Annotated in this window: 11 protein-coding genes and 1 pseudogene; 10 read left to right on the top strand and 2 right to left on the bottom strand. The window is 48.2% G+C overall.

Features of this window, described 5'->3' with window-relative positions; translation table 11 throughout:
- Nucleotides 1-202 precede the first annotated feature (202 nt).
- The 5 genes and pseudogenes from AB1L17_RS02360 (at nucleotide 203) to AB1L17_RS02340 (ending at nucleotide 5,356) form a co-directional block, all read left to right on the top strand.
- On the top strand, nucleotides 203-808 hold the full coding sequence (locus AB1L17_RS02360; protein WP_412843933.1) for a glycosyl hydrolase family 18 protein: 606 nt from the start codon (nucleotides 203-205) through the stop codon (nucleotides 806-808).
- Nucleotides 784-1,311 (top strand): annotated as a pseudogene (locus tag AB1L17_RS02355) (serine hydroxymethyltransferase); the annotation flags it as partial. The gene AB1L17_RS02360 and the pseudogene AB1L17_RS02355, both read left to right, overlap by 25 nt.
- A gap of 212 nt (nucleotides 1,312-1,523) precedes the next feature.
- Nucleotides 1,524-2,471, top strand: coding sequence for an ABC transporter substrate-binding protein (locus tag AB1L17_RS02350; RefSeq protein ID WP_412843932.1), 948 nt, complete (start codon nucleotides 1,524-1,526; stop codon nucleotides 2,469-2,471).
- Between the two features lie 385 nt (nucleotides 2,472-2,856).
- On the top strand, nucleotides 2,857-3,228 hold the full coding sequence (locus AB1L17_RS02345) for an iron chaperone (protein ID WP_412843931.1): 372 nt from the start codon (nucleotides 2,857-2,859) through the stop codon (nucleotides 3,226-3,228).
- A gap of 172 nt (nucleotides 3,229-3,400) precedes the next feature.
- On the top strand, nucleotides 3,401-5,356 hold the full coding sequence (locus AB1L17_RS02340) for a GTP-binding protein (protein WP_412843930.1): 1,956 nt from the start codon (nucleotides 3,401-3,403) through the stop codon (nucleotides 5,354-5,356).
- A 78-nt stretch (nucleotides 5,357-5,434) separates the two neighbouring features.
- On the opposite strand, the gene AB1L17_RS02335 is transcribed toward AB1L17_RS02340, so the two are convergent.
- Together AB1L17_RS02335 and AB1L17_RS02330 are read right to left on the bottom strand one after the other, a co-directional pair.
- Nucleotides 5,435-6,067, bottom strand: coding sequence for a Crp/Fnr family transcriptional regulator (locus AB1L17_RS02335; RefSeq protein ID WP_412843929.1), 633 nt, complete (start codon nucleotides 6,065-6,067; stop codon nucleotides 5,435-5,437).
- 26 nt (nucleotides 6,068-6,093) lie between these two features.
- Complete coding sequence (locus tag AB1L17_RS02330) at nucleotides 6,094-6,741, bottom strand: Crp/Fnr family transcriptional regulator (protein ID WP_412844117.1); 648 nt, start codon at nucleotides 6,739-6,741, stop codon at nucleotides 6,094-6,096.
- 333 nt (nucleotides 6,742-7,074) lie between these two features.
- Between AB1L17_RS02330 and AB1L17_RS02325 the strand changes: the two genes are divergently transcribed.
- From AB1L17_RS02325 to AB1L17_RS02305, 5 genes are read left to right on the top strand one after another with little or no spacing between them, the layout of a single operon-like run.
- Entirely contained in the window at nucleotides 7,075-8,562 is a 1,488-nt protein-coding gene (locus tag AB1L17_RS02325; protein WP_412843928.1) for a 4-hydroxyphenylacetate 3-hydroxylase family protein, read from the top strand.
- A gap of 44 nt (nucleotides 8,563-8,606) precedes the next feature.
- Nucleotides 8,607-9,143 carry a 3-hydroxyanthranilate 3,4-dioxygenase gene (locus AB1L17_RS02320; protein WP_412843927.1) on the top strand — a complete coding sequence of 179 codons (537 nt, stop codon included), beginning with the start codon at nucleotides 8,607-8,609 and terminating at the stop codon, nucleotides 9,141-9,143.
- Complete coding sequence (locus tag AB1L17_RS02315) at nucleotides 9,134-10,138, top strand: amidohydrolase family protein (RefSeq protein WP_412844116.1); 1,005 nt, start codon at nucleotides 9,134-9,136, stop codon at nucleotides 10,136-10,138. Before AB1L17_RS02320 ends, AB1L17_RS02315 begins: the two co-directional genes overlap by 10 nt.
- On the top strand, nucleotides 10,135-10,596 hold the full coding sequence (locus AB1L17_RS02310) for a RidA family protein (RefSeq protein WP_412843926.1): 462 nt from the start codon (nucleotides 10,135-10,137) through the stop codon (nucleotides 10,594-10,596). The genes AB1L17_RS02315 and AB1L17_RS02310 overlap by 4 nt, the downstream gene beginning before the upstream one ends.
- Nucleotides 10,597-10,606: 10 nt before the next feature.
- Complete coding sequence (locus AB1L17_RS02305; protein ID WP_412843925.1) at nucleotides 10,607-12,073, top strand: aldehyde dehydrogenase; 1,467 nt, start codon at nucleotides 10,607-10,609, stop codon at nucleotides 12,071-12,073.
- Nucleotides 12,074-12,100: the final 27 nt, after the last annotated feature.

Raw genomic sequence — 12,100 nt, 5'->3', positions numbered from 1 at the left:
TGTTCTTTGCTTTGCTATTATCTATTAGGTCTTTCACCCTGATTTGTTTACAAATTTTGAGAGGAGAGACCATATGAAGCGCTTTTTTTCATTAGCTAGAGATTTTTGATAAATACGCTTCCACATTAGCCCCTATTGATGGTGCCAAAGAAGGTTCAAAAGATGCAGGAACACTTCTGGCCATGTTCGCCAACCAGATCCAGTGGACTCTCTGGATGACTTGGGAACTCCAAACGCTGATGCAAGTGAAAGAGAAACCTTTACACTCCTATTAAAAGATCTCCGTAAAGCACTCGATAAGGCAGGAGTGGAAGATGGTAAGTATTATGAACTTACTGTTGCTGTAGGAGCAGGAATCGGTATGATACAGAGAACAGACCCAGATAAATATCATCAGTATCTAGATTTCATAAATATCATGAGCTACGATTATCACGGCGCGTGGGAAAACGTAACCGGACACCAATCTCCTCTGCATCAAAATCCAAAAGCACCGTATGATCAGTATACAAAAACCCATAACAATATAGAGCAAACTCTAAAAAACTTTGAAAAATACGGTGTACCCCAAGATAAACTAATCATGGGAACTCCATTCTACTCCCGAGGTTGGGGAAAAGTGAAAGATGACGGCCCAATCCCTGGATTGCCTGGTCTCTTTGCCTCTGCTACCCCTAATGGAGTACGGGGTATCTGGGATGGTGGAAGGAATGCAGGTATTCACCCTTTAATAAAGGGCTTGTGGACTTGTCCCACAGGTCCTTTTCTTTTATGGGGGACGAACGTCAACCATGGGCGCAAGCAATAGATAAAGCGATGTTCCCCAGGGTACAAGGCGGCCCGCTTATGCATGTCATCGCGGCAAAAGCGGTTGCACTAGGCGAGGCATTGCAATCAGATTTCAAGACGTATATGGAAAAAGTGCTTGAAAACGCCAAAGTATTGGCGCAAGCACTAATGAGTGAAGGGATAACAGTCGTATCGGGAGGAACAGATAATCATATTGTCTTGGTTGATTTGCGCACGATTGGACTTACCGGTAAAGAAGCCGAAACGATACTCGATGAAGTGGGGATTACGGCGAATAAAAATGCTGTTCCTCATGATTCGGCAAGCCCATTTGTAACGAGCGGCATTCGCTTCGGGACACCTGCTATGACGTCTAGAGGGTTAGGGCCTAAGGAAATGAAAGAAATTGCCCGACTTATTGGACTTGCCTTTAAAAATCCCAAGAGCTCGGCTGTTAAAGATCAGATAGTAAGAAGTGTACGTGAGATTACGTCTCAATTTCCTTTGTATGAAGGATTATAATATTGCTCCATTACAGGAGTAACTTCTGCAAGAAAAAAGGGGCTGTCCCAGTCGAAAGACAATAGGACAACCCTTTTTTATATGAACAACGTAAATAAAAATCATTGACATAATCGCTCGAATATGTGATTATCTACTCTGTCACTTATAATGATAATCATTATCAAAGGATGCTTCACACAAAACACCATGTGGCAAGGAGAAATGAGCGTATGAAAAAAGGAACACGGATCGTATTGGCCTGCTTGGTTGCAGTAGTCACTGCCGTTTCGGCGGGTTGTGGAAGCAGCCAAACAGCTTCAGAAGCAGACAAGAAGCCTGAGACACGCGTAGTCAAGCATTTGATGGGCGAAGTGACGATCCCGGCAGAACCAAAGCGGATTGCAGACGTATCGGGAGCAGCGGAGGAGCTTTTGATTTTGGGACACAAGCCGGTTGCTACGGCCAATACATACAAGACAAAAATCATGTCCCACATAGCAGATAAGCTGACAGATGTACAACCGGTTGGCTGGATGTGGGATGACTCTATCAATCTGGAAGCTGTGGTAGAAACAAAACCAGACCTAATTATTATGAATAACCGCCAGCAAAAGATGTACGAGCAACTGTCCAAAATTGCGCCGACTGTCGTTCTCGAAACGGACATGGACAAATGGCGTGACAAGTTTAAAGAAATCGGCCGCCTGTTTGGACAAGAAGAGGACGTGAACAAATGGCTGGCTGGCTACGACGAGAAGACGAAAGGGATGCGCGAGCAACTCAAGCAAGCGTACGGCGACCAGACCTTTATGTTCCTGGCCGTAACGCCAAAACTGTTCCGCGTTTACGGAAACTATGGATATGCAGATATTCTGTTCTCTGACCTCGGCCTGAAGCCGGCAGCCGGAACACCTGCCGATAAAACAATGGAAATGATCGAGCTGGAAGGACTGACGAAGTTTCAGCCAGACCATATGTTCCTCGTCAATTTCGGCGGAAAAGCGGATGAGATATATTCAGAACTGAAAAAGAGCCCGGTATGGAAAAGCAACAAGGCAGTTCAACAAGGCCATCTCTATGAAGTAACCAATGAAACCTTTAACATCAAAGCCTTTGGCCCAATCGGCAAGGAAATGCTCTTAGAGGAGATTGGTAGCATGTTGCTGAAAAAGCAATAACCAGGCGATCTACTCAAAAAATGGGGCTGTCAGAAGTGGAGGGTATTCTCCTAGAAACTCTCCCGGGGTAGAAACCGCTATTGTAGTAGAGAATAAACGAACCACCTGAAGCTAGCCTCCAGGTGGTTTTTTCTATCTTAAACCATCGTTAGCATGTGGGGTTTAAAATGTGGTTTACACGATACCAAGTGGTGTACCAAAATCAAATAGACGCGAAAAGTCGTCGATTTAGGGGTCCTCTTCTCGTGAGCGCTAGGTCCGATAACAATAATGGCTGTCCCTTGGTAATAATATGTAGGAGCGGGTGTTGTGAGCGAGAACTCCCTGTTGCGGAATGTGTTTGTGGAACTCTTTGAATGACATAGATATCTTAGGAGGGAATACTATGGAAGTTTTTGGAGAATTTTTAGCACGTATTGAAAACCCGCAGCATCGTGCCCGAACTGAAGAAGTTCTGGGGTGGGTAACGAAGAAATTTCCAAATTTAATGCCAAAAATTGGGTGGAATCAACCTATGTTTATCGATCACGGCACATTTATTATTGGCTTTAGCGTAGCCAAACATCATTTGGCTGTTTCCCCTGAAAGAGCAGGGATTCATCAATTTTCTGATGAAATTGTGCAGGCTGGCTATGATCACACCAAGGAGTTGGTACGTATCCGGTGGGATAGTCCGGTTGATTTCTCATTACTTGAGAAAATGATCGAATTTAATATCTTTGAGAAGGCAGACTGTTCAACTTTTTGGCGGAAATAGGAAATAGCCCAACATTATAAAACAGATCACTTGATGGGCATGGGTACCAGTAAGTGACCTGTTTTTACACGTATGTCGGCTATGTCCGTTTTGGATTTCTATTCTTCTTCTCCATTCTTATGTTTTAATGAGAAAAGAAATGGCAGTCGAGTAGCTATGGAAGAGGGATAACATGAAACGTCTGACGATCGGCTTGTTTGCCCATGTGGATGCGGGCAAGACTACTTTTGCCGAACAGTTGCTATACCATACGAACAGCATCCGGTCGCGGGGCCGGGTGGATCATCAAGATGCCTTTTTGGACAGCCACGATATCGAGAGGAAAAGAGGCATTACCGTGTTCGCCGATCAGGCGGTTATGCACCATAAAGGCGACGTTTATTATTTGATCGACACGCCTGGACACGTCGATTTTTCTTCCGAGATGGAACGGGCGATCGGGGTAATGGATTACGCGATCGTGATTGTCAGTGCGGTAGAAGGTGTTCAGGGTCATACCGAGACAGTCTGGCAGTTGTTGCGCAAACATCGGATACCGACATTTTTCTTCATCAATAAAACAGATCGGATCGGCGCGGATGCCAGCAGGACGGAAGAAGAGATACGCAGTCAGTTGACAGGGGATGTCTGTTGCATCAGAGACAACTTCGCCAACGGTATTGTCAGCGAAGGGCTACGAGAAATGATGTCCGAGCGGAACGACTCACTGCTGGAAGCATTTTTAGAGGAAAGGGACGATCAAGAATTCTGGCTGGGTGCCTTGCAGGAGATGATACGAGAAGGTCATCTTTTCCCTTGTACCTACGGCTCGGCACTACAGGATGATGGCGTGGCTGAATTCCTGAATCAACTGTCCTTGTTGACGACTGCGTCTTATGACGAGACGGCTCCGTTCGGGGGACGTGTATATAAAATTCGACACGCAGCAAACGGGTTGAGGCTAACGTTCATCAAAGCGCTGAGCGGCAAGCTGAAAGTACGGGAGCTACTAAGCTATGAGAGCGGTGGACTTCGATACGAAGAGAAGATTACACAAATCTTATTGTTTAATGGTAGGAAATCGCACTCGGTTGAACAAGTAACTGCCGGCGATTTGTTCGCGGTCGTCGGCTTGTCCGAGGCCGAAGCTGGACAAGGGGTGGGGCTCTACTCAGACAAGTTTGCTTATGAGACTGAGCCGACACTACAGTCGAAAGTACAGTTTGACAGTTCACTTCACGTGCAGCAAGTGCTCGGTGCGTTTCGCATTCTGAATGCGGAGGACCCGTCTCTGAATGTGGTTTGGGAAGAGAGTTTGCAAGAGATTCACATTCGCGTCATGGGTCTGATCCAATTAGAAGTGCTGGAGCAGGTTGTGAAGAAACGCTTCGGTTTCGTTGTCTCTTTCGGCCAACCAGAAATCTTGTATAAAGAAACGATACAGTCTGCTGTGACGGGGTATGGACACTTCGAGCCGCTCAGGCATTACGCAGAAGTGCACCTCCTGCTTGAACCGGGAGAGCGTGGCAGCGGGATCCACTTCACTAGCGTATGTCATCCTGATGAACTGAGTTCTAGCTACCAGAATCTGGTTCAGTCTCATCTCTACGAACGGGAGCATCATGGGCTATTGACAGGTATGCCGGTCACCGACATGAAAATTACGCTCCTAATAGGCCGTGCGCATAACGAACATACGCACGGGGGCGACTTTCGTGAGGCCACCTTCCGCGCGCTGCGGCAGGGACTGGAGAAAGCGGATAATATTCTGTTAGAACCCTATTATGATGTCAAAATAAAAGTGGGAATGAACGAGATGGGGAGGGTGCTTTCGGATATTCAGCGCGCCTCAGGTTCGTTCGAGCCACCGCAGATGTCGGACACGCATGCGGTCATTACGGGAAGGGTGCCCGTCGCAACATTCATGAATTACAGCACCGAATTCGCTTCCTTCACACATGGACGAGGCAGCATCCGCTGCGTATTTGGCGGATACGATCGCTGCCATAACGCGGAGGAAGTGATTGAAAAGAAAGGCTATGAAAAGGATGCCGATCCGCTTTATACATCCTCCTCGATCTTTTGCGCCAAGGGGGCAGGCTACTCGGTGCCGTGGAACGAGGCAGAAGCCAAGATGCATCTGCTCTAGGCAGAACTGAACAGGTCTGTATCAAGATTTTCAAAGGTTATTTTCAATGCAGACGGGCGAGCCTGATTAGGGTTCGCCCTATTTACATTGGATGCGAGAATAAATCGCACGCAATCCCTCTACATCCACAACTCGAATGGCACTACGCTCAGATAGCTCAATCAAGCCTTGCTGTCGCCATTTCTGCAAAGTCTTGTTCACCGTAATGCGAGACGTATCAATATAGCGTGCAAAAGACGTCTGATCGATAGGGATATGATTTTTTCCGTACACAGCTATCAGTTTGAGCAGATAATTAGCCATCGCAAGCTCAATTGGACTGTCAGTGAAGGCGATGATTTCAGCCAGGAGACGGAGCTTATAGATTTGTGAATTGGTGAAAATCACTGCCGATTGTGGGTGGTCTTGGCATACGCGCGATAAGACCTCGTCGGAGAAAAAGTAAATGACGGAAGGATAAATCGTTATGGCAGATGTCAGGTATGAACCGTTGTAGGCGCCATGCTCCCCGAACAACCCACCTGTGGGAATGTAATCGATAGACCGCTCATGCCCGTTCTCAGATAAGAGAGTGATCTTTACACTCCCTTTGTCCAGATAATAAAATCCAGTTCCCACATCGCCTTGATGGTAGATCGTTGTGAGTTTTCCCATTTCAATCTTCTTGCCATATATGAGGTACGGGGTCCACTGATAGCGGAGACAGGCCATTGTGACCACCTTTCACATTGATATGCTTACACTGTGCGAGCTGTATGTGCCGTGAGCTGTGGAGGCTTCAGCATATCTGGGCGTTTGACGACAAAGGATCGGTTATTGATTTCAATGATGCCTTGTTCCTTCCATGCCTTCAGGATCTTGTAGACAGTGATACGGGTGAGGCCAGCACATTCAGCAAGCTCTTGTTGCGTGAGGGGAACTTCGTGGTTTTTAAAGTCTTCGCAAATGTTGAGCAAAAGACGAGCGATTTGCTCTTCTGAAGTCAGTGCCTTCATGTTGATGGCGGTTAGAAGAATCCGCATTTTTTGATTGATTGTTTGGGTGAAAAGAGACAAGAGTTCAGGGCGTGCCTTCAGCATTTCGAGGAATTGCAAGCAGGAGAAGTGGTAGACGACTGCATTCTTTACAGCAATAGCCGTGGTGAAATGAGGTTGTTGATCCATCGTTTGAAGTCCCATGATTTGACCAGGGACTACGATATTTACTAGGCGATCTTTCCCCTTGAAGGTAGCGGTCACAATCTTGACTAATCCCTTATGAAGGTAATAAAAACCTTCTCCCATCGTCTCTTGCTTATAAATTGCTGTTTTTCCTTTCACAAATTGACGGGTGCCGTATTCTAAAAGGGTTTCCCATTTCAAATCAGTTTCAAAAGGGGATACCATCATCACCGCTCCTTTCCTCATCAATGATCTTGCCTCATCCAATCATCCACTCAAGATTAAGTCTTAATTTTCTGAACTTACTACTCTTGATTATATGAAAATGAAAAGCTCCTTACCAATATTTCAACGTGAAAATGACGTACTTTCCAAAGAAAAACAGAATGGATGTTAATTCGTTTACATATCCTCCGTTGCCCTTGAATCAGGTGAGCGGCATTTTTATTTTCAGCCGTGATGTTAAGTGGATTACATTTTTCAGAAAAGACAGACATTATAATGCGGTTTAAGAACAAAAACGGCTCAATCAACAAAAAACAACAGGGAGGATTTGTGATGGGAATCCGTACAGGTGACCAATACATGCGGGGCTTGAGATCACGACAACGGGAGATTTGGCTGCAAGGCAGAAAGGTGACGAACGTATGTGAGGAAGCTGTTTTTCGACAGCCGATTCATGAAATAGCCAAACTGTATGACATGCAGCATGATGAAAAGTTCCAGGAGAAGATTACCCATATTTGTCAGGAAACCGGCGAGCGTGTGAACAACGCCTTTCTCGTTGCAAAGACCCCTGAGGAATTGCAGGCGAAAAGAGCCTTGTACGAAGCTTATGCAGAAGCCACTTTTGGCTTGATGGGAAGAACGCCGGATTTTCTCAATGTCGTCTTGACTTCTCTATACAGCAATGCGTCTTTCTTGGAAAAGTACAATCCGCAGTGGGCGGAAAACGTGAAAAATTATTATAAGCATATTCGTGACCAAGACCTGTTTTTAACACACGCGATTATCAATCCGCAAAATGACCGCAGCAAGTCCTCTCATGAACAAAACGATGTGTATACCCATTTGGGCGCAGTAAAGGAGACGCCGGAAGGGTTGATTGTCAAAGGAGCAAAAATGCTCGCGACACTGGCGCCGATCACAGATGAAGTCATCATTTATTCGTTCCCGGGGTTCAAGCCTGGAGATGAGCGTTACGCCCTGGCATTTGCCATTCCAATTGACACCCCTGGCCTGCGTATCATTTGCAGGGAGCCCATGCAGGATGGAACTCGTTCCGTTTATGACCATCCTTTGGCATCGCGCTTCGAAGAAATGGACGCTCTTCTTGTCTTTCATGACGTACTCGTACCTTGGGAGCGCTTGTTCCTGTACAACAACATAGAAGCAGCCAACCTGCTTTATCCAAAGACAGGCATCGGACAGCAGCCGGCGCATCAGACAGGAGTAAGAGGACTGTTGAAGCTCCAATTTGCCACGGAGGTTGCGATGCGGCTGGCAGACTCCATCGGGGTGGACATCTATCCGAATGTCCAAAACAATCTCGGGGAGCTGGCGCAGTCGTTGGAATCGGTCAGAGCGCTCCTGAAAACAGCCGAGCTGGAATACGAAACCTTGCCGTCGGGTGAGCTCATGCCAGGTTACGTCCAGCTCGAAACCATTCGCGGACTGCTTCCGAAGCTGTACCCGCGGGCGATCGAAGTCATCCAAATCATTGGAGCAGGTGGATTGCTCATGTCCCCGACTGACAGTGATATGGAGCATCCCGAGTTGGTGGAGGATATGAAAAAGTTTTATGCGGGACGCCAGGGTATCTCCGGTACAGATCGGGTTCGCCTGTTTAAGCTCGCTTGGGACCTGTGCGGGGAAGCCTTCGGACAGCGTTTGCTGCAATACGAGCGGTACTATACCGGAGATCCGGTGCGCAAACTGGCGATTTTTTATAACAATTACAAGAAGTTTCATGCATGTACGATGGTTGATGACGCGCTCAGCGTTTTTGCTGCCAAATCGGCATCGCAGACAGAGCAGATTCTGTAAACAAGGAATCGCTAAGAGCTAAAAAACAAAGGAGGAAATAAAGCATGAGTACATTGGCACCTATCCATCTGTGGAAGTTTATCGAGGATCACATCGATCAGCTCAAGCCACCAGTGAATAACAAGGTGATTTGGAAAGATGCAGAACTAATGGTCATGGTAGTGGGAGGGCCGAATAAGCGGCGGGATTTTCACATTGATCCATCGGAGGAAGTCTTTTACCAGCTCAAGGGTGATTGCTTCGTAGAGATCATGAATCAGGATGGGAAGCGTGAGATCATTACGGTAAGAGAAGGCGAAATGTTCCTTCTTCCTGCGAATGTCCCGCATTCCCCACACCGCATCGCGGATACGATCGGACTCGTGATTGAGCGCAACAGAGATGAGGGAGAGCTGGAGGACTTTGCTTGGTTCTGCGAAAACTGCGACCACGAAATGCATCGGGTACGGATCCAACTGACCAACATAGAGGTGCAGGTAAAAGAGGCGATCAATGGATTCAACAGCAATCTGGAGCTGCGTACATGCCAAAAATGCGGGCACGTCATGTCTCCGGAAGCGAGTGAGTGGAAATGCGAGTAGACTTCCATACCCACATTATTCCAGAGGATATTCCCAACCTGGCTGAACGCTTTCATGGAGAGCGCTGGCCAGTTCTGCACCGCACCTGCACATGCGGGGCAAACATCATGGTCGGGGGAAAAGTATTTCGCGAAGTGACGGATCAGGTGTGGGATCCCCAGAAACGGATTCATGACATGCAGCAAGAAGGCGTGGATATGCAGGTGTTGTCACCCATTCCGGTCACGTTTTCCTATTGGGCCCCCGCAGCCGAAGCAGAAGTGATGGCGCGGATTCAAAACGATTTTATCGCAGAGACGGTCAACCAACATCCGAATCATTTCATCGGATTGGGTACCGTTCCATTGCAAGATACCGAGGCAGCCATTCGGGAAATGGATCGCTGCATGCATGAGCTCGGCCTGAGAGGGATCGAAATCGGAACCAACGTAAATGGCAACAATCTGGACGATCCGGGACTGATTCCTTTTTTTGAAATGTGTCACACATGGGATGTGCCACTCTTCGTACATCCATGGGAGACGCTGGGCAGAGAACGGATGCCGCGGCACAACCTGATGTACACCCTCGGGATGCCAAGCGAGACAGCGCTTGCCGCAGCAAGTCTTATCTTGGGAGGCGTGCTCGAGAAGTTTCCGCGCCTGAAAATCTGCTTTGCCCATGGTGGCGGGTCCTTTCCTTATATTCTCCCCAGGCTGGACCAAGGCTGGAAGGTATGGCCGCATCTGCGTCTGACCGATCAACCGCCTAGTGTGTACGCGAAACAATTCTACTTTGATTCCTTGACGTACGACCCATTGAACATCCACTTCATGATAAAGCGCTTTGGCGAAGATAGAATCATGATGGGATCGGATTATCCCTTCCTGCTTCGAGAAACACCTCCCGGGGATGTCATCGATCATACTTTGGAGCTGACGGACGGACAGAAGCGGGCGTTGCTGGGTGAAAACGCGCTTCGCTTCCTGAACATAAAGGAGATGAACGGACTGTGAAGCATCAGACTGAAACGCCGGAACAACGTCTACAGGCTATTGGCCTAGAACTGCCCGAACCAAGACAGCCGGTCGGTAATTATGTCGGTTGTGTCCAGGCGGGCAATCTCCTCTTTCTGGCAGGCCAAGGGACAAACGAATATCGAGGGAAGCTGGGACAGGATGTCACGATAGAGGAAGGCTATCTGGCTGCCAGGCAGTGTATGCTCAATCTGCTGGCTGTTGCCAAACAGGAGCTAGGGGAACTTAGGAGAATCAAACGAGTGGTCAAAATACTCGGATTCGTTAACAGCGATCCAGCTTTCACAGATCAGCCTAAAGTCATGAATGGGGCATCCGATTTGTTGGTGGAGCTATTCGGCGAGAAAGGCAGACATGGGCGGTCCGCTGTAGGGATGGCCCAGCTCCCGCTAAATAACGCCGTAGAAGTAGAGATGATCTTGGAAATCGAGAATTAGGAGGATTCCCATGAATCAGACTGCCAAGGAAAACCAGGTACGAAAAGACGCCAAGCTATTCATAGACGGAGATTACGTGGACGCTGTTTCCGGTGAAACCTTCGATACGATCAACCCAGCGACAAATCTCAAGCTGGCTTCTGTGGCGAATGCAAGTGAGCAGGATGTAATAAGGGCGATCGATGTGGCGCAGCGTACGTTTGAGTCTGGCGTTTGGAGCGAGATGTCTGTAGATGAGCGCGCCAAGATTCTTTGCAAAATGGCTGACCTGGTGATGGAGCGTGTGGATGAACTCGCTTTGGTGGAGACGCTCGATGTCGGCAAGCCAATCAAAGAAAGCCGGGGCTTCGATATTCCGAGGGCGGCCGCCAATTTGCGATTCTTTGCCGAAATGGCCAAATACATGGTCCATGAGCATTATGAAATGCGCCATTTTATGTCCTACGCCAAATATGCTCCGGCAGGTGTGACAAGTCTGATTATTCCATGGAATTTGCCCTTCATGCAGATGACCTGGAAAGCATCGGCGGCTTTAGCGGCGGGAAATACCGTCGTTGTAAAGCCAGCCTCGTACACGCCTCTCTCTGCGGTGATGCTCGGAGAGATTGCCAATGAAGCAGGTCTGCCTCCTGGCGTACTCAACATCATTACCGGACCGGGCGGCACTGTCGGGACGGCGATGACGACACATCCCCATGTGCGCCGGATATCATTCGTGGGAGAATCCAAGACTGGCAAGACCGTCATGCAGAATGCCGCTTCGCAGCTGATTCCAGTATCACTCGAGTTGGGCGGAAAATCGGCCAATATCGTGTTTGAAGATGCCGATCTTGATGAAGCGGTAAAAGGGTCGATCGAGGCGATATTCCGCAATCAGGGCGAGATTTGTCTGGCAGGATCGCGTTTATTGGTGCAAGAAAGCGTATATGATCTGTTTCTGGACAAATTTGTGGCGGCTGTTCAAAGGATCAAGGTGGGAAATCCTCTAGAATCAGAGACTGATATGGGGGCGTTGGTGTCCCGCAGTCACTTGGAGACGGTGGAGCACTACATCCAAATCGGACTGGAAGAAGGAGCCAAGCTCGGTTACGGCGGAAAACGGATCAGCGGGCTGGGTGACGGCAATTTCCTAGAGCCAACCGTTCTCTATGATGTAGACAACAAAATGAGGGTGGCGCAGGAAGAGATTTTCGGTCCAGTTATCGTGATCATTCCATTCCGTACAGAAGAGGACGCTATTCGGATCGCCAATGATTCGGTTTACGGCTTGGCAGGAGTAGTTTGGACCAACGACCTGCGGCGCGCGCATCGCGTGGCTGATCGAGTGAAGTCAGGTCTTTTATGGATCAATTGCTGGTATGTGCGTGACTTGCGAACGCCGTTTGGCGGTGCCAAGGACAGCGGGATTGGCCGCGAAGGCGGACGTCACAGCTTCGAATTCTACTCCGAGGTCAAGACCGTCACCATGAAATTATAGGGAGAAGGACAGCAAATCAGGGAGGGA

The sequence above is a fragment of the Brevibacillus jepli genome (assembly GCF_047229145.1).
Taxonomy (GTDB): Bacteria; Bacillota; Bacilli; order Brevibacillales; family Brevibacillaceae; genus Brevibacillus.
The sequence above is the reverse complement of the archived record's forward strand: the minus strand, read 5'-3'. Positions and strand labels throughout refer to the sequence as shown.